The sequence below is a fragment of the Gluconacetobacter aggeris genome (assembly GCF_014174395.1).
Taxonomy (GTDB): Bacteria; Pseudomonadota; Alphaproteobacteria; order Acetobacterales; family Acetobacteraceae; genus Gluconacetobacter; species Gluconacetobacter aggeris.
This window is the reverse complement of the sequence record NZ_JABEQD010000003.1, coordinates 462,559-483,173: the sequence shown is the minus strand read 5'-3', so window position 1 is coordinate 483,173 and position 20,615 is coordinate 462,559. Positions and strand designations below refer to the sequence as shown.

The window sequence follows — 20,615 nt, the reverse complement described above, 5'->3', positions numbered from 1 at the left end:
GTCATGCGCAGTCAGACCCTGATCGTGTGTTTGTTAGCAGCGGGATGTCTCGTTTCGATGGCGCCGGTTGTTGTATCGGCGCAGACACTCGACGTTCCGTATGCCGCCGAGATCGCTGCGGCTGCACGGCGTTTCGACATTCCGGCGATCTGGATCAGGGCTGTCATGGGCACCGAGAGTGCTGGCGATCCGGGTATCGTTTCATCAGCGGGGGCGATGGGGCTGATGCAGATCATGCCCGGCACATGGGCCGATCTGCGCGTCCGGCATCATCTCGGCCGTGATCCCTACGATCCGCGCGACAACATTCTGGCGGGCGCGGCCTATCTCCGTGAGCTGCATGACCGCTACGGTTCGCCGGGTTTTCTCGCTGCCTATAATGCCGGTCCCGATCGCTACGAGGCGTCTCTGGCAGGGCGTCCGCTCCCATCGGAAACGCGCGCTTATGTCGCTGCCGTTGCGCCGATCATCGGAGGTGGCGGCGATGCTCCCGTCATGATCGCGGCGGCGGATCGGTTTGCCTGGACCCGTGCGCCGCTCTTCATCGTGCAGCCGGATCGCAGCACGACGGTCGCGTCTGTGCGCGATATGTCGGGGATCATGCCGCGATCGGATGGCCTGTTCGTGGCTTCAGGCGGCATGGGATCGCGGCCATGATGACAATGTGTAGGGCAGGGGGTGGAGAGGCGGAAAGGGGGCAGAAGAGGGAGCGCAAGATTAAAGCGGACGGCACCCCATGGGTCCGATCCGCAGGGCAAGCTCTTGTCTGCACATTGTTTTGGGTGGCACCCCCTTTGAGGGGGTATGGTGCCGCGACAGGCGGCGAAGTCAGTTTCCGCCCCGTTTTTCGCGGCACTCCTGTCTGTTTGTGGCAGTTTCGGGCGGATCGGCGGCCATGAGTGCGGGCGACGACAACCGCTTTCGCCTGAGGCCGGGCCGTATCCGCGCTGACACGCCGAAGATCGGTCGTGCCAGGAGTTTCCTGACCAAGGTGCGGACGGTTACGCGCCAGCAGCAGGCGGCGAGCGGTGGGAGCGGACGTCCCCGACGCGGTGGTCCCGGACATGCACCGAAAGGGGAGGGAAGCATCGCGTCCGGGCGTGGCGTGCGGCGTGGAAGGGGGGCGACGTTCGTGCGCGCCCGGAACCTCTCGAATGGCTGGAGCCATCGTCGGCCGGGGAGCCGTCGTGTCATCGTCAAATCCCGTTCCGTCCGTGGAGCAGGCCGAAACGGCAAGGCCGCTGCCCATCTCCGCTACATCCAGCGCGACGGCACCGCCCGTGACGGCGAGCGTGGCCGGCTCTATTCGGGGAACGAAGACCGCGCCGATGGTGATGCGTTTCTCGATCGTGGGCGCGATGACCGCCATCAGTTCCGCTTCATCGTCTCACCGGAGGATGCCGGTGATCTCGCCGACCTGACGGGCTACACCCGAGATCTGATGGCGCAGGTCGAAGCCGATCTGGGCACGAAACTCGATTGGGTTGCGGTCAACCACCACAATACCGGCCATCCGCATGTGCATGTCGTCGTCAACGGCCGTGACGAATTGGGCGAGGATCTGGTCATCAATGGCGACTATCTTGCCAACGGCATCCGCGAACGGGCGAGCGAACTGGTCACGCTGGAACTCGGGCCTGTCACCGAGATCGAGCAGCGCCTCAAGCTGGTCGCCGAGATCGACCAAGATCGTCTTACCCGCATCGACCGGGCGATGCTCGCGGAGGCCGAGGACCGGTTTCTCGATTTGCGTCATGAGCCTGACGATCCGCGCTGCCAGGCGGACCGGGCGCTCCGCCTGCGTCGTCTTGGCAAGCTGAGCGATATGGGCCTCGCCACGGAGCATGCGCCGGGCGTGTGGGAACTGAGCGAGCAACTGGAGCCGACGCTGCGCGAGATGGGTGAGCGCGGCGACATCATCCGCACGATGCAGAAGGCACTCCGGGTAGACGGCACCGAGCGCGACCCGATGAGCTTTACGATCCATGATGCGGCACCTGCGACGCCGATCGTCGGTCGCGTCATCGACAAGCATCTGTCGGACGAGCTGGGCGAGGAACTGACGCTGGTGGTCGATGGGATCGATGGCCGCGCGCACCATGTTTCCGGTATCGACCCGGCCCGTGTCGCGGAGGCACGGATCGGCAGCATCGTCGAGATAGGCCCGCCTGATAGCGCCGGGAGCCCCTCCGATCGCGCGATTGCCGGAATGGCCGAAGGAGGTATTTATCGGCCGAGCCGTCATCTGGAACAGGCCCGGTTCGAGGGGCGGGTGCCGGGCGGCGACTATGACGGTTTCGTCGCGTCGCATGTCCGACGGCTGGAGGCCCTGCGCCGTGCCGGTATCGTCGAACGGATCGACACCGACCAGTGGCGTATTCCCGAGGATTTCACCACCCGTGCTGCGGCCCACGATGCGGGAAGGGGCGGACGGGCAAATATACGTGTCCTTTCGACCTTCGATCTGGGCAGCCAAGTCGGCGCGGATGGCGCGACCTGGCTCGACCGGCGGCTGGTGGGAGGTGTGGTGTCTGATCTGGTGCCTGCTGGCTTCGGGGAACAGGTGCGCGAGGCGATGGAGCAGCGGCGGGAGAGGTTGATTGAGCAGGGTGATGCTGTCCGCCGACCGGATGGGCGTGTCAGCTATCGGCGCAACCTGATTGCCGTGCTTCAGGAGCGGGAGGTTGCCCGCGCTGGTGTGAAACTGGCGGCAACGAAATCCGTGCCGTTCCGGGCAGTTGCTGACGGCGAGACGGTCAGTGGCACGTTCACCGGCACCACACAGCTATCCAGCGGGAAGTTTGCCATCGTCGAGAAGTCTCATGAATTCACGCTGGTCCCGTGGCGGCCTGTGATCGAGCGCCAGATCGGACGAGATGTCGCCGGAACCGTGCAGGGCAGATCGGTGTCGTGGCAAATAGGAAGATCGCGAGGATTGGGGTTGTGAGCTATCCCGAAGCTGCACGCAGCAGGAAATCCCGTACATGCACTACACGCGGATGGCGGAGCGCCGTCTTGTTCCAAGCGAGATAAAGTGTGTTGTCGGGCCCTGGCCTCGTCGTCGGCAACTCTACCAACTGACCGGCTGCCAGAGCTTCCGCGCATAGATAGTCCGGCAGCACCGTCCATCCTGTTCCAGCTTGGGTCATTCCGATCAGAATGCGTAGGTCTGGTGCGGTAGCAACGGCCTGCATGTCGGGCGTTTTGCCGAAGGCCTGTTCGAAGAAGGGGCGCAGCAGCGGTAACGTTTCGTCATAGGCGATGCATGGCAGGCCGCAGAGGAAGTCGGCAGTGACGGCGCGTGCCTTCATGCGTTCAGCTATCTCCCGTGCCGCGACCAGCAATAATCGTTCTCGGCCCAATTCCGCGAACCCATGTACGTTGCCGTCTGGTGGCGAAGCCGTGATGGCCAGATCAGCATGGCTCTCGTCGAGTGCGGCATAGATGCGCTCGCGGTTGCCGGTCTGGATACGCAGCCGCAAACCTTCGTGGACCAACGGGGCAAGCATCGGTGCGATACGAGCCGAAAGATATTCGGCCGGGCCGACCAGATGCACCGTGCCGCTCAAATGACTTGAGCGCGCTTGCGCCGCGCCCATGGTCGCCTCGATCCCGTCGAGATGGGCAGCAACCGAACGGGCAAGATCATCGGCTGCTGGCGTCGGTGCGACGCCGCGCGCTTGTCGGATGAACAGTGGCTTGCCAAGCATCTCTTCCAATGCCGCGATATGCGCCGAGGCCGCCGGCTGGGTGATGCTGAGCCGCTGCGCCGCGCGGGTCAACGAGCCGGCACGGTAGGTATCAAGGAAGGTGCGCAGGTAGATGAGGTAGTTCATGATCACCAACCCATAAATATTCCTATGGTTAATAGCAAAAGGAATTATTTTTGTCGTGTGCTTGCATGAGGCATCTCTGGCCAATAGCCGGAGTGCCCCTAATGCCTGCCAAACTCAAAATTCTGATGATCCTGACTTCCAGCGCCGAGATGGGCGATGTTGGCGAACCGACCGGTCTATGGTTCGAGGAACTGGCGACACCTTATTATGCCTTCGTCGATGCCGGTGCGTTGGTGACGCTTGCTTCCATACAGGGTGGCCCAGCTCCGATCGACCCGCGTTCCGTCAAGGCCAAGGGCGAGAATGAAGCCAGTGTGGATCGCTTCCTCGGTGACGCGGTGGCTTCCGCAGCCCTCAATGTAACGCTCCGTATCGAGGGTATCGACGCTGCAAGTTATGACGCGATATTCCTTCCTGGCGGGCACGGAACCATGTGGGATTTGCCGAACAGCACTGAACTAGCTGGGCTGCTCGACAAAGCGTGGGCGCATGGGAAGGTAGTCGCCGCTGTCTGTCATGGTCCTGCCGGGTTGGTGAACGTGCAAGACGAAACGGGTGCGCTGCTGGTCAAGGACCGGCGCATCACCTGCTTCACCGATAGCGAGGAATGCGCCGTTGGTCTCGACGCAGCCGTTCCGTTTCTGCTGGAAACCCGCTTGCGTGAGCTGGGCGGTCGGTATGAGAGCGTTGCGGACTTCCAGCCCTTCGCTGTCACCGATGGTCGCCTCGTAACCGGACAGAACCCGGCATCGTCGGCGCTGACCGCGAAGCACACGCTGGGGGCGCTGGCAGCGTCGGTGCGCTGAACGTCACGAATACAATATACAAGGAAAGACGCTTCCCATGACCACGCCGCAAGCGCGGAGCATTCCGCTCGTCATCTATGTTTTCGCGCTCTCGGCCTTTGCCTTGGGCTTTACCGAATTTGTCACCATCGGCCTGGTTTCGGACATTGCCGCTGACTTAAAAGTCGGTGTCGATCATATTGGAGCCGCTGTCGCTGCCTATGCGATCGGGGCCACGATCGGCGCACCGATCCTCACAGCATTGGCGGCGAGCTGGAGCCGCAAGTATCTGCTGCTGGCGGCCATGATCGTGTTCACAATCGGTAACTTCCTCGTCGGGCTATCCGGTGATCTGCCCTCGTTGCTGGTCGCTCGTTTTGGATCGGGTCTGGGACACGGCGTTTTTCTTGCGGTCGCATCCAGCGCTGCCACGCGACTGGTAGCCCCAGAGCGAGCGGGCAGCGCGGTCGCCGTCGTCTTCGGTGGGCTGACCCTCGCGCTCGCCTTCGGCGTACCGATCGGGACTTTCCTCGGCAGTATCTGGAGTTGGCAGACGATCTTTATGAGCGTCGCTGGTTGTGGCGCCATCGGTGTGCTTGGCTTGGCTTTCCTGATGCCCAACGGTCGCGATGGCGGTGAGGCAAAGGACGCTTTCCACAATCTGGCAGCTCTCACCGACCGACGGCTCCTCGGCGCAACACTCATCACCGTGTTGGCCTATACTGGGTCATTCTGCTTATTTTCCTATATTTCGCCCTTGCTGATTAAGGTAACGGGCATGAGTGCTACATGGGTCAGCACGATAATGCTGGCATATGGTGTTGCAGCAGCAATCGGCAACATTGTCGGCGGGCGCATGACGGATCGTCTCGGTTCCGACAAGGCGGTGATGATCGTTCTCGTCGGCCTCGCCATTGTACTCACGGCGATCTGGCCTGCCGTGCATTCCGTTCCGGCCATGATTGTGCTGATCGCAGCGCTCGGCGCACTCACCTATGCTGCCGTGCCAGCCATGCAGGCTCGTGTCATCGGCATCGCCGAGCACCACGCGCCGAAGGCGCTTGCGGCTGCTGCCGGTCTCAACATCGCTGGCTTCAACTCCGGTATTGCTCTCGGGTCACTCATTGGCGGAGGGGTGATCGGTGCATTCGGACTGACTGCTGTCGCAATCGTTGGGGCGGGCGCGGCGGCTATCGGTATCGGCGTCCTGATAATCCAAGATAGTAATAGGAAATTCCAGGCCAGTTAGATGCGGCGTGCGCGGTATGTCACCGAGGTAACGGGCATTGCAAGCGGTAAAATACCGCTCGTGACGCTCGTTCAGCTTCTCTCGGTCGCCGAGCATCTGAACTTCCGGCACGCGGCAAACGTGCTTGGTGTCACCCAATCGAGCGTCAGTGCCCGGATCAAGGCTCTGGAAGAGACGTTGGGTATTGCCCTATTTGAGCGGCGTCATCGTGGCGTCCGGCTGACCGAGGCCGGGCGCCGCTTCGTTGCGGAGGTTTCGGCCGGTATCGAGCAGATCGACCATGCTGTCAGGACGGCAGGCGCGATTGCCGACGGCACGGTCGGGCGCCTCGCGATTGGGCTGCACGGTTCGATCGCGACGGGATTTCTCGCCGATCTGCGTCGGCGCTATCGCGCAGCCCACCCGGCAATCGAGCAGAGCATCATCGAAGGACCGTCGTCACATACTCTCGCCATGATACGCGACGGCAAGCTCGATGTGGCCTTTATCATCAATGTCTCCAATGTGCCTGACTGCCATAGCCAGCACCTCTGGAGCGAGGCCCTGGTGATTGCTCTTCCTGCCGCGCATCCGCTCGCATCTCTGGAATCCCTCGCCTGGGCAGACCTCCTCATGGAAAACTTCCTTGTCCGGTCGAGTGGCGCCGGGCCGCAGGTTTTCGAACATATCGTCCGGCGCGTGGCCGAACATGGACGATCGCCCTACCTCCAGCGGCGCGATGTCGGGCGGGACACTCTGATGCATATGGTCGCGGCAGGAGAGGGGATCACGCTGACCCATGAGGCAGGGAGCCATGTGCCATTCCCCGGCATCGTCTTCCGCCCGATCGACGACGAGAAGGAACATGCCCGGTTCAGCGCGGTCTGGTCGCCTCAGAACCGCAGCCCTGCACTGCGGAATCTTCTGGATCTCGCCACGCATATGAGTCGCCTGGATGGTTTGACCATGCAGGCTCAAACCGTGCCATCATCGTTTTCAGCCAAAGCACCAGGACGTCAGGAAACAGGCGGTGCGCGTTTATGAAGTTATGAAGCGCCGGTCTGTAAAAATAGCCTGTTATCAGGAGGAAAATCCCCATGACCCTCGAAACCTTCCGCGAGATCTACGGTCTCGACGACAGTCCGTCGCCGCTCGACCGGTCCGTGCTAGTGTTGATTGACATCCAGCGCGAATATCGCGACGGACGGGTGCCGCTTGCCAATGTCGATGCGGCGGCGTTTGAAGCCGGGCGGCTGCTTGATCTCGCGCGGCGCAGGGGCGTGCCGGTCATCCATATTGCCCATGACGCGGGGCTGGGTGCTCCCGCCTTCGCCAGCGATGGTCCGTATCGTGATTTCCTGCCGCAGGTGACGCCCCGCGACGGGGAGACGGTTCTGTTCAAGACCTACGCGAATGCGTTTATCGGCACCGGGCTCGCGGAGTGTATCAAGGAAACGGGTCGGAACGAGGTCATCATCGCCGGTGATACGGTGGGTGTCTGCGTGTCCACCACCGCCCGCGCGGCGGCGGAGGAATACGGCCTGCGCGTGACCCTCGTGGCGGACGCCATTGCCGCACGCGATGTCGCCGATCCGCTGGGCGGAACGATCGTGGCCGAGACCGTGCGTCGCGTCGCCCTGGCCGAACTGGCGGATATGTTCGCCGTCATCGTAAAGGACAGCACTGCGTGGAAGGAGTGAGGGCGTCTTTTTCCCTCAGCCAGTCAGCGGGGGCTGGCCGGGACAGCTTTCAATAACGCGCCCGGTTCCACGTCCAGTGCCTCTGCAATCTTTCCCAGGATCGTAACGCTTGCCGACACGTCCGCGCGTTCGATCGCCCCGACATAGCGGGTGCTCAGGCCGGCGCGATCGGCCAGCTCTTCTTGCGTCATGTCCCTGTCATGACGCATCCGACGCAGGTTGACCGCCATGACCTCCTTGAGGTCCATGCCATCATCGAGACCTGCGTCGGAACGATCGTTCCAGGAATGATCGTTCCTATTCGTCCTGGCCCGTGGTATTCTCCCCGTCCGGTGGGGACTTTTCCGTGCCGTGTGCGAGACGGACGAGAAGATCCGCGCTGGAAACGCCAAGGACGGCCGTTATGTCAGCGAACTCGATGACATCGATTCGGCGCTCGCCATTCTCATATTTGGCGACGAAGGATTGTGGCTTGCCGAGGGCGGCCGCCAGTTCCGCCTGCGTCATACCCCCGGTCTTGCGCGCTTCTGTGAGAAGCGCTTGCAGCAAAAGCTGCCGGGGTGTGCGCAGGGATTTCTTCATGCGGAACGGCTCTCCGACGGGCAGGGGAGCCGTTCCGATAATCCTGATTTAGGATTATCCCATTTTAGGATATGGTTGACTACAATCCTGCTGGAGGGCTGTCGGATGACAGCAAAACCCGAACTGGACCCCGATGTCGATGACCTGGCGCCGACCGTGCCGGAGATCACGAGCTATGACGAAGTGCATTTCATTACCTATCTCCGCCTGCTCGACGCCGAGGCGGATCGGGCCGACTGGACGGAGGTGGCGCGGATCGTGCTGCACCGCGACCCGGCTGACGGAGAGCGCACGCGCATCTGTTGGGAAAGCCATCTTGCCCGTGCACAGTGGATGACGAAAATCGGTTACCGGAAGATTCTCGAGCAGGCCGTGATCGACGCCCGCGCAACCCGGCACTGACCGTCCTTTTTCTACGCCATGGTATCCGGCGGTACGATCGCGACTCATTATATATTGCCTGCCGCTGGGTCGCTCCTTCTCTGATCGGTTTCATTCCCCAAGCCGATTGGAGCCCCGATGTCCGGAAGCCGTGTCCTGTGGGGGCAGGTCGCCTTCGTTCTGTTGATCGTCTTCGTCGCCATCTGGAGTGCCACGGAATGGACGGCCTGGCGCCTGGGCTTTCAGCCCCAGCTTGGCGCTCCCTGGTTCATGGTGGCAGGCTGGCCGTTCTACTATCCGCCGGCCTTATTCTGGTGGTGGTATTTCTACGACGCCTATGCGCCGTCGATCTTCGTGACGGGCGGATATATCGCCTCATCCGGTGGTCTCATCGGCTGCGTTGTTGCCATCGGCCTGTCCATCCTCCGGGCGCGGGAGGCCCGCAACGTCGCCACGTATGGCTCGGCCCGCTGGGCGGATGCTGCCCAGGTGAAGCAGGCAGGACTGCTCGACCCCGACGGCGTGGTGCTGGGCCGGCTGGATCGGGACTATCTCCGGCATAACGGCCCCGAGCATGTCCTGTGCTTTGCGCCGACCCGCTCGGGCAAAGGTGTCGGGCTGGTCGTACCAACACTGCTGACCTGGCCGGGCTCGGCCATTGTCCATGACATCAAGGGCGAGAACTGGGGGCTGACCGCCGGATTTCGCGCCCGTCATGGGCGCGTGCTGCTGTTCGACCCGACCGATCCGGCATCCTCGCCCTACAATCCGCTGCTGGAGGTCCGGCGTGGCGACAGGGAGGTGCGCGACGTCCAGAACATCGCCGATATCCTCGTCGACCCCGAAGGTGCTTTGGACCGGCGCAACCATTGGGAGAAGACCTCGCATTCCCTGCTGGTCGGCGCAATCCTGCATGTCCTCTATGCGGAACCGGACAAGACGCTGGCTGGTGTCGCCAATTTCCTCTCCGATCCGAAGCAGCCGGTGGAGGCGACGCTGCGTGCGATGATGTCCACGCCGCATCTCGGCAAGGCGGGCGTGCATCCGGTCATCGCCTCGTCGGCGCGCGAACTGCTGAACAAGAGTGACAACGAACGGTCAGGTGTATTGTCCACCGCCATGTCGTTCTTGGGCCTCTATCGTGACCCCGTGGTGGCGAAGGTGACGGCACGATGCGACTGGCGCATCGCGGATCTCGTGTCGGGCCGCCAGTCCGCGAGCCTCTATCTCGTTGTGCCTCCATCCGACATTGCCCGCACCAAGCCGCTGATCCGCCTGATCCTGAACCAGATCGGCCGGCGGTTGACGGAGGATCTGCATGTCTCCGTCCATCGGCACCGGTTGCTGCTGATGCTCGATGAATTTCCCGCCCTCGGTCGGTTGGATTTCTTCGAGAGTGCGCTGGCTTTCATGGCGGGTTACGGGATCAAATCCTTCCTGATCGCACAGAGCCTCAACCAGATCGAAAAAGCCTATGGCGCGAATAACAGTATTCTCGACAACTGCCATGTCCGCGTCGCCTTCGCCACCAACGACGAGCGCACCGCGCGGCGGGTGTCGGACGCGCTCGGCACCGCGACCGAGATGCGTGATTCCACCAATTATGCCGGCCACCGACTCTCGCCCTGGCTCGGACACCTCATGGTGTCGCGGCAGGAGACGGCACGACCTCTGCTCACGCCCGGTGAGGTGATGCAGCTTCCGCCGACCGATGAACTGTTGCTGGTCGCGGGTGTCGCCCCCGTCCGCGCGAAGAAGGCGCGCTATTACGAGGACGCGCGGTTCATGGAGCGTGTCCTCCCGCCCCCGGCCACCGGAACGCAACGCCCGTCCGCGCCTCCGTCCGATGATTGGTCGGCGCTGGAGACAATGGCGCCATCAGGAGGATCAGCACCGGGTGGGAACACGGGCGCTGATGGTGATCCCGCCAATGCCGGCATCCGCCGCGAACCGGAATTGCCGGAGCATGAGGACGTCGTGCCGCCCGAGCATCCGGGCGTGCAGGAGTTCGATGTGCTCGACGACGAGCCGGATGTCGATGCCGCCAGGGCGCGCGCCATACGCCAGCAGGCTCGTTCCGTTGCGCGCCAGGCAACGACGGACCCTGCCGACGGTCTCGATCTGTGAGGATGCCCATGTCGAGCAAGACCCGCATGAATGTGTATTTCGAGCCGGAGCTTCTGAAGCAGGTCGAAGCGCTGGCGTTGCGGCGCAACGTCTCGAAATCGGCGGTGATCGAAGCGGCCGTCGCGTCCTTTCTTTCGGCCGACGCCTCGGAGCGGCTGGAAGCGGTGTTCGCCCGCCGCATGGACAGGATTGACCGCCAGATCGCCGGGATGGACGAAGACCTCGCCATTATGGGCGAGACGCTGGCACTGTTCATCCGTTTCTGGCTGACTGTTACCCCGCCACTGCCTGACAGTGCCCAGGCATCCGCCAGGGCGAAAGGCGTCGAGCGGTTCGAGGGGTTCCTGCAATCGCTCGGGCGGAAACTGGCGACCGGAGATCGGTTTCTCAGGGAACTGTCGCGGGACATCGACACGCGGCGCAATGGTGGTGAAGACCCCTAGTAATCGTCAGATTGCGTGGGACTGCCAAGAGGATTCGTCAATCCCGCCGATCGCCGCCGTTTCCACGCGATGACCGCACGGTCCGCAATAGTTGTTGAATCGAGCCGAAATGGCCCTCTTTTAATCATCCCCGTGTGGGGATCGTCTGTTCCGGTCCCGTTCGAGCGGGGGTCAGATGGCGGTTTCGCATCAAAATTCGGAAAGTCAGGCACGTGGCATTTCGATGCTGCGCACGGCGATGGGACCGGCGATCGCGGGGCATCTTGCCGACCCGGCGGTGGTCGAGGTGATGCTCAACCCAGACGGGCGGTTGTGGATCGACCGTCTCGCTGACGGTATGGCGGACACGGGCGACACCATCACACCTGCCGATGTCGAGCGTATCGTGCGCCTGGTGGCTCACCATGTCGGAGCGGAGGTGCATGAAGCGGCCCCGCGCGTTTCGGCAGAACTGCCAACCGGCGAACGGTTCGAGGGATTGCTCCCGCCCGTGGTCACAGCCCCCAGTTTCACGATCCGCAAACCGGCCGTCGCCGTGTTCACCCTCGACGATTATGTCGAGGCCGGGATCATGACAGAGGGGCAGGCGGAATATCTCAGTCGCGCTGTTGCGGAACGGAAAAACATCCTCGTCGCGGGCGGGACCAGCACGGGCAAGACCACTCTGGTCAATGCGCTGCTGGCCGAGGTCGCGAAAACCGACGACCGGGTCGTGCTGATCGAGGACACGCGGGAGTTGCAATGCGCGGCACCAAATCTCGTGTCGCTTCGCACCCGTGATGGCATCGTCACGCTTTCCGAACTGGTGCGCTCGGCCCTGCGTCTGCGCCCCGACCGCATTCCGATCGGCGAGGTGCGCGGGGCCGAGGCGCTGGATCTGGTCAAGGCGTGGGGCACCGGGCATCCGGGCGGCATTGGCACGTTGCATGCCGGATCGGTGCTGGCTGCCCTGTATCGTCTGGAACAGCTGATCCAGGAAGCCGTGGTCACGGTGCCACGCGCCATGATCGCGGAGACCATTGACGTGATCGCGGTCTTGTCCGGACGCGGGACGGCCCGCCGGCTGTCCGAACTCGCCACCGTAGACGGGCTAGATACCGACACTGGCACCTATCGAATTTATTCAATAAATACCAATGGAGATTCAAAATGAACCTCACGCTGTTCCGCGTGCGTCGGTATGCGCCTGCCATCTCCACCCTGCTGCTGCTGTCCGTGGTGTGGTGCTCCTCGGCCCTGGCCTCGGGCTCCGACATGCCGTGGGAGGAACCGCTCAACCAAATTCTGGAATCCGTGCAGGGGCCGGTGGCCAAGATCATCTCGGTGATCATCATCACGGTCACGGGTCTGACCCTGGCGTTCGGCGAAACCTCGGGCGGCTTCCGCCGTCTGATCCAGATCGTCTTCGGTCTATCCATCGCTTTTGCGGCATCCAGCTTCTTCCTGTCGTTCTTTTCCTTCTCGGGCGGGGCGCTGATCTGATGGCGGGATACGACGATGACGCGGTGCCGGGGTTCCATGTCCCGGTGCATCGCTCCCTGACCGACCCCATCCTTCTGGGTGGCGCACCCCGTGCCGTAGCCATCGCCAACGGCACGCTGGCCGCCGCGATCGCGCTGGGCCTGCGGCTGTGGCTGGTCGGCGCCGTCTTCTGGATCGTCGGGCATGGGCTCGCGGTCTGGGGGGCAAAGCGCGATCCGCTGTTCATCGAGGTGGGGCGGCGGCATCTCCGTTACCCCGCCTGGCTCCGGGCGTAGGAGGGCAGGACGATGATGTCCCTTGGCGAATATCGCAACCGTGCCGCCCTCCTGTCGGATTTCCTGCCCTGGGCCGCGCTCGTGGAGAAAGGCGTTGTCCTGAACAAGGACGGTTCCTTCCAGCGCACGGCTCGTATCCGTGGTCCCGACCTGGACAGCGCCACCCCGGCCGAACTGGTCGGCGTGACCGGGCGGTTGAATAATGCCCTGCGGCGTCTTGGTTCAGGTTGGGCAGTGTTCGTCGAATCGCAGCGCGTCCCGGCAACATTGTATCCCGAAAGCGATTTCCCCGATGCCGCCAGCCAAATGGTGGACCTTGAACGCCGGGAAGCCTTCGAGGATAAGGGCGCGCATTTCGAAAGCCGGTATTTCCTCACCCTGGTCTGGTTGCCACCGGCGGAATCTTCCGACCGTGCGGCCCGGTTCCTGTTTGAGGGCCGGGAGCGCGAGGGGCCGGACCCGCATGGTATGCTCCATGCGTTCGTGGATCGCTCTGACCGGATGCTGGCATTGCTGGACGGGTTCATGCCCGAGGCCACCTGGCTCGATGACGGTGAGACGCTGACCTATCTCCATTCCACCATTTCGACCCGCAACCAGCAGGTGCGCGTGCCGGAAATTCCGATGCATCTTGATGCCCTGCTGGTCGATCAGCCACTGTCGGGCGGCCTGGAACCAAAACTCGGCGATGCGTATCTGAAAACCCTGACCATCACGGGTTTCCCGAGCCGCACCTTTCCCGGAATCCTGGACGACCTGAACCGGCTGGCCATGTCGTATCGCTGGTCGACGCGCGCCATCCAGCTCGACAAGACGGATGCGACGAAGGTGCTGACCAAGATCCGGCGTCAGTGGTTCGCCAAACGGAAGTCGATCGCGGCCATCGTGCGCGAGGTCATGACCAATGAGGCATCCGTTCTGGTCGACAACGATGCCGCCAACAAGGCGGCCGACGCCGATTTGGCCCTGCAATCCCTCGGTGCCGATGACGTCGGGCAGGCGTACATCACCGCGACCATCACGGTCTGGGACGGCAGCGCCAGCATTGCGGTCGAGAAGCTGCGCCTGGTTGAGAAGATCATCCAGGGGCGTGATTTCACCTGCATGGCCGAAAGCCTGAATGCGGTGGAAGCCTGGTTGGGGAGCCTGCCCGGTCATGTCTATGCTAATGTCCGTCAGCCCCCGGTCTCGACCCTCAATCTGGCCCATATGATCCCGCTGTCAGCGGTGTGGGCGGGGCCGGACCGCGATACCCATTTCCGTGCTCCACCGCTGTTCTACGGAAAGACGGCGGGTGCCACGCCATTCCGGTTCAGCCTCCACATTGGCGATGTGGGTCATACGCTGATCGCGGGACCGACAGGAGCGGGGAAGTCGGTGCTGCTGGCGCTGATGGCGCTCCAGTTCCGCCGCTATGCGGGATCGCAGATTTTCGCCTTCGATTTTGGTGGTTCCATGCGCGCGGCGACGCTGGCGATGGGCGGGGATTGGCACGATCTTGGCGGAGGCCTGACGGACGGGGATACAGAAACCGCGCCCGTCGCCCTCCAGCCGCTGGCGTGCATCGATGATTCGGACGAACGCAAATGGGCCTCAGAGTGGCTGGGGCAGATTCTTGTCGGCGAAGGGGTAACGCTTACCCCAGAGGTGAAGTCTCACCTCTGGTCGGCCCTGAATTCCTTGGCATCATCGCCCAGCCATGAACGCACGATCTCAGGTCTGGTAGCACTCCTCCAGTCCAACGGGCTGAAGCAGGCTCTGGCCCCCTACTGTCTCGGCGGTCCGTATGGTCGCTTGCTTGACGCCGATGCCGAGCGGTTGGGAGAGGCTGATGTCGTGGTGTTCGAGACCGAAGGGCTGATCGGCTCAGGCGCGGCGTCGTCGGTTCTCGCCTACCTGTTCCATAGGATCGAAGGCCGTCTGGATGGGCGTCCCACCCTGCTGGTCATCGACGAGGGCTGGCTGGTGCTGGATGATGGGGACTTTGCTGGCCAGCTCCGAGAGTGGCTGAAAACACTGCGCAAGAAGAATGCGTCGGTGATTTTCGCCACGCAGTCCCTGTCCGACATCGCGAATAGCGCCATTGCGCCGGCCGTCGTCGAAAGCTGCCTGACGCGAATCTTCCTGCCCAATGAGCGGGCGATCGAACCGCAGATCGCGGCCATTTATCGCGATTTCGGCCTGAACGAGCGGCAGATTTCGATTATTGCCCGAGCAGCGTCGAAGCGGGAATATTACTGCCAGACGCAGCGGGGAAACCGTCTGTTCGAACTGGGGCTCGGGCCTGTTGCACTCGCCCTGTGCGCGGCATCCGGCAAGGACGACCACCGGCTGATCGATGCGGTGCTGGCGGAACATGGGCGGGACGGCTTTCTCCCAGCCTGGTTCGAGGCGCGTGGCGTCATGTGGGCGGCTGACCTTCTGCGGGAAGGGGCAGTGCCATGACGGAAAAGTTTTTCCGTATCCGGGTAAAAGATTTCCGCCAGCAGCGCGCTGCATTCTTCACTGTTGGGCTGTCCGTCGCTGTGTCGGCGGCATCGACTGTGCCTGCCCATGCGCAATGGGCGGTCTATGACGGCGCGAACCATGTCGAGAACGTGTTGATCGCGGCCCGGACGCTCCAGCAGATCGACAACCAGATCACGTCTCTCGCCAATCAGGCGCAGATGCTGGTCAATCAGGGTCGCAATCTGGCGAGCCTGCCGCTATCGACATTGTCGACGCTACAATCGACGATTTCCCAGACGACGGCATTGCTCGCGCAGGCGCAGAACATCGCCTACAGCGTCCAGTCCGTTGAGCAGCAGTACCAGCAGTCATACACATCGTTGTCGTCAGGCATGTCAGACAGCGCCCTGTTCAGTCAGGCGCAGACGCGGTGGCAGAATTCCGTGGGTGGGTTCGAGGATGCCCTGAAGCTTCAGGCGCGGGTGGTAGGAAATATCCCGAGCGACAGTTCGGCCATGACGCAACTGGTGTCGGCCAGCCAGACGTCAACCGGGGCGTTGCAGGCCGCGCAGGCCGGCAACCAGCTTATGGCTCTGCAATCCCGCCAGCTTTCCGACATCCAGGCCGAACTGGCCGCCAATGGCCGTGCTGCGGACCTCGAACGCGCGCGACAGGCGGCGAACGAGGCCGGCGCGGAAGCGCAGTATCAGCATTTCTCCCAGTATAATGCCTATGTTCCCCAGGCCGTCGCTATCCCCAGTTCCGGATATTGAGCGATGGCGAGCGACAATGTCGGCATCATCGACGGTTTCCTGAATACCTTCGAGACTACGATCGATTCCGGTTTCGGTCTGGTCCGGGGCAGTGTGGTGTCGCTCGCGGGCTCGCTCTCGGTGATGGACATCGTGCTGGCGGGACTGTTCTGGGCCTGGGCCGCCGACGAGGACATTGTTCAGCGCCTGGTGAAAAAGACGCTGTATATCGGCTTCTTTGCCTTCGTCATCGACCATTTCAGCGGCCTGTCGGGGATCGTCTTCAACAGTTTCGCGGCCCTCGGGCTCAAGGCCGGGGGCGGCACGCTGGCCCTCGGGGATTTCATGCACCCCGGCCGACTGGCGGCGACCGGGCTCGATGCCGCGCAGCCGCTTCTGGATGCGGCGAGTAAACTGGCGTTTTCCTTCGGTGCGCTGGCCAGCATCGTGCAGATCCTCGTCCTGCTCCTGTGCTGGTTCATCGTGCTGGCGGCCTTCTTCATCCTGGCGGTGCAGCTCTTCGTGGCGATCGTCGAGTTCAAGCTGACCTCACTCGCAGGCTTCGTGCTGATCCCGTTTGCCCTGTTCAACCGCACGGCGTTCCTGGCCGAGAAGGTACTGGGCAATGTCGTGTCGTCCGGCGTGAAGATCATGGTGCTGGCGGTCATCTCCGCCATCGCATCCGTGCTGTTCAGGCAGTTCACGACGTCGTCCTACGGCGACAGCGCGCCCACCATCGGGCAGGCGCTGTCCGTCGTGCTGGCGTCACTCTGCATCGTGGGTCTCGCCATTTTCGGCGGCTCTCTCGCCAATGGGCTGATTTCCGGTGCCCCGCAGCTTGGTGCCGGGGCAGCGGCCGGAACCGCGATGGCGGTGGGTGCGATGGGTGCTGCGGCTGTTGCCGCACCCGCTGCCGTAGCGTCCGGGGGTGCGGCGGCCCTCGGTGCGACGGCAGCAGCAGCGCGCGGCGGGGCTGCCGTCGCAGGTGCCGCCACGACAGCCTACTCCATGGGAGCAGCCGGACAGACCGGCGCGGCTGGCATGGCGTCGGCGGCTGGCAATGTCGGTCGCGCCGCTGGCGGTACTGCGGTGAACGCCGTGAAGAGCAAGGTCGGCGCGGCAGGATCCTCGTTGAAGGAAAGCTACTCTGCCGGCGGACGCTGGGCCGCCGGTGCGATGGGCGGTAGCGGAGAAAGCGACAGTCCATCGGGTGACAGTGGATCTTCAGGCTCGTCTGGCGGTGGAGATGATCCCGGTACCGGGCCTACCGATAGCGGCGGCGGCCCCTCGGGAGGTGGCCCTAATGGTGGCGACGGCTCCGACGGCAAGCCGCCCCGCTGGGCTCAGAAGATGAAGCGTCGCAACGCCGCGACCCATGCCGCCGAGGCCGCCCATATCATCCGCTCCGCCGATGGCGGCGGCGGGTCCGCCTCCATCGATCTCTCGGAGAAAGAATAATGTTCCGTCGCTCCACAACACGCTACGGGACCACGCCCGAGCCCGTCACGCCCTATCAGAAAGCCGCACAGATCTGGGACGAACGCATCGGCTCCGCCCGTGTGCAGGCCCGCAACTGGCGGTTGATGGCGTTCGGTTCCCTGTTCCTGTCCGCAGGTCTCGGGGCTGGCCTGGTCTGGCAGTCCGCGCGCGGCACCATCACGCCGTGGGTCGTGCAGGTGGACCGGCTGGGGCAGGCGCAGGTCGTGGCCCCGGCCACGTCCGGCTACATGCCCGCCGATCCGCAGATTGCCTGGTATCTGGCGCAGTTCGTTCACGACGTCCGCTCCCTGTCGTCGGACGCGGTGGTGGTCCGGCATAACTGGCTGCGCGCCTATGATTTCACCACCACCTCCGGCGCGGTGGCGCTGAATGATTATGCCCGCCTGAATGATCCGTTTTCACGGATCGGGCATGAGCAGGTCGAGGTGGACATCGCTTCGGTGATCCGGGCCTCGCCCGGCAGCTTCCGAGTCGCCTGGACCGAGCACCATTACCGTGACGGCACGTTCACCGGCACCGAGCGCTGGACCGCCATTGTCTCGGTCGTGCTGCGCACGCCGCGCGACGCGGATCATCTGCGGAAAAACCCGCTCGGAATCTACGTCTCCGCCATCAACTGGTCGAAGGAACTCGGACAATGATCCGCACCCTCACGCGCGCCTTGCCGTTGCTGACCCTGCCGCTGGCCGGATGCGCGCAGCATTATCATCCGCCGGTTATTCGTTATGATGACGCGGCTCAGGCCGTGCGCCAGCCCGATCCGCCGAAGCCTGTTCAGGTGGTGGAAGTTCCGCAAATCCTTCCCCTGCCGGGCCAGCTCAAACCGCTTCCGTCGTTGCGGCGTGCCCATGTCGTGCCCGAGGCGGCTGATCCTACCGTGCGCGTGACCCAGGCCAATCTTGCCGCTCGCATCCAGCCGACGCGGGCCGGCTATGTGAACGCGGTGCAGGTTTACCCCTACAGCGCGGGCGCGCTCTATCAGGTCTATGCAGCGCCCGGCGAGATCACCGACATCATGCTCCAGAAGGGCGAGAAGCTGGTCGGTACAGGCCCGGTCGCGGTGGGAGACACCGTGCGCTGGATCGTCGGCGATACCACCAGTGGCGCGGGTATGACCAAACGGGTGCATATTCTGGTCAAGCCGACGTGCCCGGATCTCACCACCAATCTGATCGTCAATACCGACCGGCGGACCTACCTTGCCGAGCTGCGGGCGACACCCACGACCTATATGGCGTCCGTGTCCTGGGACTATCCCGAGGACGATCTGATTGCCCTGCACCGGCAGGACAGCGACGCCGACGAGGCGACGCCTGTGGACGCGGGGCTGGATCTGGCCGCGCTGAATTTCCGTTACGCGATCGAGAGTGTGAAAGGCGGAACACCGCCATGGATGCCGCTGCGGGCGTTCGATGACGGGCGAAAGGTGTTCATCGCGTTTCCGTCCGGTATCGGGCAGGGCGAACTGCCGCCGCTGTTCGTGCTGGGGGCCGATGGCGGCCCGGAACTAGTGAACTACCGCGTCCGACAGAACTGGATGATCGTCGACCGCCTGTTTGCTGCCGCCGAATTGCGGCTGGGCGATAAACATTCCGAGCAGCGCGTGCGGATCGTGCGCACGGATGGCAGGAAGTCATGAGCGGCGCGGAAGAGCGCCCGGAAGGAAATGCGGGAGCCACCGCAAGCGGGAGCGGAACAGGACCATCGTCCCCGCCGCCTTCTCCCGATCTGCGGCTGCGCGCGCAACGTCCACCGGTGGTCCGGCTCTCGCGCCCCGTCATCTGGACGCTGGGTGGTGCGGGGATGCTCGCGATCGGTCTTGCGCTGGGCTACGCGCTGCAAAATGGTACGCAGAAGGGTTCGGTTCAGGGGGCACAGGACACCGACTCCCGTCCTTCGGCTGACGGGCTGGCCGCACTCCCCAGTGATTATACCGCCACTCCGAAACTCGGGCCGCCTTTGCCTGGTGATCTGGGCAGGCCAATCCTCGACGCACAGCGGAGCGGTCGCGCGGGACCGGTTTCCGGCATGGGAGACCGTCGTGGCGATCAGGAAATCGAGGCGGCACGCACCAGCAGGCTCTTCGCGCAGATCGAGGCGCATGACGGTCAAGCTGCGCAGACGATTCCGGTCATGGCCACCGCTCCCGGAGCACAGGCATCACCGACCGGCCCCGACCAGCAGACCGGCAATCGCGCCTTCCTGGCGGGTCAGCCGGACCGCATGACCGTCAGCCCGGATCGGATCGTATCTCCCGCCTCGCCTTATATCCTCCAGGCTGGGACCGTCATTGCCGGCGCACTCAATACGAAGATCAGTTCCGACCTGCCCGGCCAGATCGTCGGGCATGTGACCCAGAACGTCTATGACAGTCCGACCGGACGGTTCTTGCTGATCCCGCAGGGCAGCACGCTGTTCGGGGCCTATAATAGCGGCATTTCCTTCGGGCAGCAGCGCACCCAGATTATCTGGACCCGGCTGATCTACCCGAACGGCGAAAGCCTTGTCCTGGAAAAGTTGCCCGGTGGCGACGCCATCGGCCAGTCCGGCCTGTCCGATGAGGTGAACAACCATTGGGGACAGCTTTTCAAGGCGGCCCTGGTCACGACTCTCCTCAGCGTGGGCTCCGAAGCCGGGACGTCATGGAACGATAACAACCTGATGCAGGCGATCCGCAGCGGGGCATCGAACGGTTTCTCGATGGTCGGCAACCGCCTGATTGATCGCAGTCTGAATATTCAGCCGACGCTGACCGACCGGCCCGGCCTGCCGTTCACGCTTATTTTGAATCGCGATCTTTTCCTCAAGCCATGGAAAGAGAAGGAAACCCACCCATGATGAAGTTGAAGCTTGGTCCGATCGAGGATGACAAACCTGTGAAAGTCACGCTGGAACTGCCCGCCGCCCTGCACCGTGATCTTGTCGCTTATGCCGAGATCCTCGGTCGGGAGGCCGGGCAGGTAGCCCCCGATCCCGCGCGTCTCATCGCGCCCATGCTGGAGCGATTCATTGCTACGGACCGGGGGTTCGCGAAGGCGCGGAGGGTGAGTCCCACATAGCTTACAGGGTAATAAAG

General features: G+C 63.3%; 22 protein-coding genes. 19 read left to right on the top strand and 3 right to left on the bottom strand.

The annotated features are described in order from the left end of the window. Nucleotides 1–3 precede the first annotated feature (3 nt). Nucleotides 4–657, top strand: a complete 654-nt coding sequence (locus HLH36_RS07235) for a lytic transglycosylase domain-containing protein (protein ID WP_176643396.1) — start codon at nt 4–6, stop codon at nt 655–657. A gap of 79 nt (nt 658–736) precedes the next feature. Beyond that, nucleotides 737–2,947, top strand: coding sequence for a relaxase/mobilization nuclease domain-containing protein (locus HLH36_RS07230; protein ID WP_408871852.1), 2,211 nt, complete (start codon nt 737–739; stop codon nt 2,945–2,947). A gap of 1 nt (nt 2,948) precedes the next feature. Here HLH36_RS07230 and HLH36_RS07225 read toward each other — a convergent pair whose 3' ends face one another. Then, the gene (locus HLH36_RS07225) at nt 2,949–3,836 is read right to left on the bottom strand and encodes a LysR family transcriptional regulator (protein WP_182985733.1); all 888 of its coding nucleotides are present in this window, start codon (nt 3,834–3,836) and stop codon (nt 2,949–2,951) included. A gap of 101 nt (nt 3,837–3,937) precedes the next feature. Here HLH36_RS07225 and HLH36_RS07220 point away from each other — a divergent pair, with 101 nt between their 5' ends. Genes HLH36_RS07220 through HLH36_RS07205 form a run of 4 tightly spaced genes read left to right on the top strand, consistent with a single transcriptional unit; the run spans nt 3,938 to nt 7,549 of the window. Then, nucleotides 3,938–4,642 carry a type 1 glutamine amidotransferase domain-containing protein gene (locus tag HLH36_RS07220; RefSeq protein ID WP_182985732.1) on the top strand — a complete coding sequence of 235 codons (705 nt, stop codon included), beginning with the start codon at nt 3,938–3,940 and terminating at the stop codon, nt 4,640–4,642. A 37-nt stretch (nt 4,643–4,679) separates the two neighbouring features. Then, entirely contained in the window at nt 4,680–5,870 is a 1,191-nt protein-coding gene (locus HLH36_RS07215; RefSeq protein ID WP_182985731.1) for an MFS transporter, read from the top strand. Then, the gene (locus HLH36_RS07210; RefSeq protein WP_182985730.1) at nt 5,871–6,893 is read left to right on the top strand and encodes a LysR substrate-binding domain-containing protein; all 1,023 of its coding nucleotides are present in this window, start codon (nt 5,871–5,873) and stop codon (nt 6,891–6,893) included. It abuts the gene before it with no gap. Between the two features lie 53 nt (nt 6,894–6,946). Beyond that, complete coding sequence (locus tag HLH36_RS07205; RefSeq protein WP_182985729.1) at nt 6,947–7,549, top strand: isochorismatase family protein; 603 nt, start codon at nt 6,947–6,949, stop codon at nt 7,547–7,549. 23 nt (nt 7,550–7,572) lie between these two features. Here the strand turns inward: HLH36_RS07205 and HLH36_RS07200 are convergent, their stop codons facing one another. Together HLH36_RS07200 and HLH36_RS07195 are read right to left on the bottom strand one after the other, a co-directional pair. Continuing rightward, nucleotides 7,573–7,797 (bottom strand): helix-turn-helix domain-containing protein, encoded by a 225-nt coding sequence (locus HLH36_RS07200; RefSeq protein ID WP_062106335.1) that lies wholly within the window; start codon nt 7,795–7,797, stop codon nt 7,573–7,575. 49 nt (nt 7,798–7,846) lie between these two features. Continuing rightward, complete coding sequence (locus tag HLH36_RS07195) at nt 7,847–8,056, bottom strand: helix-turn-helix domain-containing protein (protein ID WP_246376561.1); 210 nt, start codon at nt 8,054–8,056, stop codon at nt 7,847–7,849. 180 nt (nt 8,057–8,236) lie between these two features. Between HLH36_RS07195 and HLH36_RS07190 the strand changes: the two genes are divergently transcribed. The 13 genes from HLH36_RS07190 to HLH36_RS07130 all read left to right on the top strand — a co-directional run bounded on the left by HLH36_RS07190 (nt 8,237) and on the right by HLH36_RS07130 (nt 20,598). Then, a complete protein-coding gene (locus HLH36_RS07190; protein ID WP_182968152.1) occupies nt 8,237–8,533 on the top strand; it encodes a DUF2285 domain-containing protein in 297 nt (98 codons plus the stop codon). A gap of 117 nt (nt 8,534–8,650) precedes the next feature. Then, complete coding sequence (locus HLH36_RS07185) at nt 8,651–10,639, top strand: conjugal transfer protein TraG (protein WP_182985727.1); 1,989 nt, start codon at nt 8,651–8,653, stop codon at nt 10,637–10,639. Between the two features lie 2 nt (nt 10,640–10,641). Then, a complete protein-coding gene (locus HLH36_RS07180) occupies nt 10,642–11,082 on the top strand; it encodes a ribbon-helix-helix domain-containing protein (RefSeq protein ID WP_456305452.1) in 441 nt (146 codons plus the stop codon). Between the two features lie 223 nt (nt 11,083–11,305). Then, nucleotides 11,306–12,235, top strand: a complete 930-nt coding sequence (gene trbB / locus HLH36_RS07175; protein WP_408871856.1) for a P-type conjugative transfer ATPase TrbB — start codon at nt 11,306–11,308, stop codon at nt 12,233–12,235. Then, nucleotides 12,232–12,564 (top strand): TrbC/VirB2 family protein, encoded by a 333-nt coding sequence (locus HLH36_RS07170; RefSeq protein ID WP_182985724.1) that lies wholly within the window; start codon nt 12,232–12,234, stop codon nt 12,562–12,564. Before trbB ends, HLH36_RS07170 begins: the two co-directional genes overlap by 4 nt. Continuing rightward, nucleotides 12,564–12,839: a VirB3 family type IV secretion system protein gene (locus tag HLH36_RS07165; RefSeq protein ID WP_182985723.1), complete on the top strand. Its 276-nt coding sequence runs from the start codon at nt 12,564–12,566 to the stop codon at nt 12,837–12,839. Before HLH36_RS07170 ends, HLH36_RS07165 begins: the two co-directional genes overlap by 1 nt. Nucleotides 12,840–12,851: 12 nt before the next feature. Further along, nucleotides 12,852–15,284 (top strand): conjugal transfer protein TrbE, encoded by a 2,433-nt coding sequence (gene trbE / locus HLH36_RS07160; RefSeq protein WP_182985722.1) that lies wholly within the window; start codon nt 12,852–12,854, stop codon nt 15,282–15,284. Beyond that, complete coding sequence (gene trbJ, locus HLH36_RS07155) at nt 15,281–16,060, top strand: P-type conjugative transfer protein TrbJ (RefSeq protein WP_182985721.1); 780 nt, start codon at nt 15,281–15,283, stop codon at nt 16,058–16,060. Before trbE ends, trbJ begins: the two co-directional genes overlap by 4 nt. Nucleotides 16,061–16,063: 3 nt before the next feature. Then, complete coding sequence (gene trbL / locus HLH36_RS07150; protein ID WP_182985720.1) at nt 16,064–17,497, top strand: P-type conjugative transfer protein TrbL; 1,434 nt, start codon at nt 16,064–16,066, stop codon at nt 17,495–17,497. Continuing rightward, the gene (gene trbF / locus HLH36_RS07145) at nt 17,497–18,180 is read left to right on the top strand and encodes a conjugal transfer protein TrbF (RefSeq protein ID WP_182985719.1); all 684 of its coding nucleotides are present in this window, start codon (nt 17,497–17,499) and stop codon (nt 18,178–18,180) included. The genes trbL and trbF overlap by 1 nt, the downstream gene beginning before the upstream one ends. Beyond that, entirely contained in the window at nt 18,177–19,178 is a 1,002-nt protein-coding gene (gene trbG / locus HLH36_RS07140; protein WP_182985718.1) for a P-type conjugative transfer protein TrbG, read from the top strand. Before trbF ends, trbG begins: the two co-directional genes overlap by 4 nt. Then, nucleotides 19,175–20,377 (top strand): TrbI/VirB10 family protein, encoded by a 1,203-nt coding sequence (locus HLH36_RS07135; RefSeq protein WP_182985717.1) that lies wholly within the window; start codon nt 19,175–19,177, stop codon nt 20,375–20,377. Before trbG ends, HLH36_RS07135 begins: the two co-directional genes overlap by 4 nt. Beyond that, complete coding sequence (locus HLH36_RS07130) at nt 20,374–20,598, top strand: DUF2274 domain-containing protein (RefSeq protein ID WP_182985716.1); 225 nt, start codon at nt 20,374–20,376, stop codon at nt 20,596–20,598. Before HLH36_RS07135 ends, HLH36_RS07130 begins: the two co-directional genes overlap by 4 nt. Nucleotides 20,599–20,615: the final 17 nt, after the last annotated feature.

Bases quoted from the DNA above. Each gene is read 5' to 3' on its own strand.
- HLH36_RS07235 (WP_176643396.1), top strand. From the start codon at position 4: ATGCGCAGTCAGACCCTGATCGTGTGTTTGTTAGCAGCGGGATGTCTC.
- HLH36_RS07230 (WP_408871852.1), top strand. From the start codon at position 737: ATGGGTCCGATCCGCAGGGCAAGCTCTTGTCTGCACATTGTTTTGGGT.
- HLH36_RS07225 (WP_182985733.1), bottom strand. From the start codon at position 3,836: ATGAACTACCTCATCTACCTGCGCACCTTCCTTGATACCTACCGTGCC.
- HLH36_RS07220 (WP_182985732.1), top strand. From the start codon at position 3,938: ATGCCTGCCAAACTCAAAATTCTGATGATCCTGACTTCCAGCGCCGAG.
- HLH36_RS07215 (WP_182985731.1), top strand. From the start codon at position 4,680: ATGACCACGCCGCAAGCGCGGAGCATTCCGCTCGTCATCTATGTTTTC.
- HLH36_RS07210 (WP_182985730.1), top strand. From the start codon at position 5,871: ATGCGGCGTGCGCGGTATGTCACCGAGGTAACGGGCATTGCAAGCGGT.
- HLH36_RS07205 (WP_182985729.1), top strand. From the start codon at position 6,947: ATGACCCTCGAAACCTTCCGCGAGATCTACGGTCTCGACGACAGTCCG.
- HLH36_RS07200 (WP_062106335.1), bottom strand. From the start codon at position 7,797: ATGGACCTCAAGGAGGTCATGGCGGTCAACCTGCGTCGGATGCGTCAT.
- HLH36_RS07195 (WP_246376561.1), bottom strand. From the start codon at position 8,056: ATGACGCAGGCGGAACTGGCGGCCGCCCTCGGCAAGCCACAATCCTTC.
- HLH36_RS07190 (WP_182968152.1), top strand. From the start codon at position 8,237: ATGACAGCAAAACCCGAACTGGACCCCGATGTCGATGACCTGGCGCCG.
- HLH36_RS07185 (WP_182985727.1), top strand. From the start codon at position 8,651: ATGTCCGGAAGCCGTGTCCTGTGGGGGCAGGTCGCCTTCGTTCTGTTG.
- HLH36_RS07180 (WP_456305452.1), top strand. From the start codon at position 10,642: ATGCCCATGTCGAGCAAGACCCGCATGAATGTGTATTTCGAGCCGGAG.
- trbB (WP_408871856.1), top strand. From the start codon at position 11,306: ATGCTGCGCACGGCGATGGGACCGGCGATCGCGGGGCATCTTGCCGAC.
- HLH36_RS07170 (WP_182985724.1), top strand. From the start codon at position 12,232: ATGAACCTCACGCTGTTCCGCGTGCGTCGGTATGCGCCTGCCATCTCC.
- HLH36_RS07165 (WP_182985723.1), top strand. From the start codon at position 12,564: ATGGCGGGATACGACGATGACGCGGTGCCGGGGTTCCATGTCCCGGTG.
- trbE (WP_182985722.1), top strand. From the start codon at position 12,852: ATGATGTCCCTTGGCGAATATCGCAACCGTGCCGCCCTCCTGTCGGAT.
- trbJ (WP_182985721.1), top strand. From the start codon at position 15,281: ATGACGGAAAAGTTTTTCCGTATCCGGGTAAAAGATTTCCGCCAGCAG.
- trbL (WP_182985720.1), top strand. From the start codon at position 16,064: ATGGCGAGCGACAATGTCGGCATCATCGACGGTTTCCTGAATACCTTC.
- trbF (WP_182985719.1), top strand. From the start codon at position 17,497: ATGTTCCGTCGCTCCACAACACGCTACGGGACCACGCCCGAGCCCGTC.
- trbG (WP_182985718.1), top strand. From the start codon at position 18,177: ATGATCCGCACCCTCACGCGCGCCTTGCCGTTGCTGACCCTGCCGCTG.
- HLH36_RS07135 (WP_182985717.1), top strand. From the start codon at position 19,175: ATGAGCGGCGCGGAAGAGCGCCCGGAAGGAAATGCGGGAGCCACCGCA.
- HLH36_RS07130 (WP_182985716.1), top strand. From the start codon at position 20,374: ATGATGAAGTTGAAGCTTGGTCCGATCGAGGATGACAAACCTGTGAAA.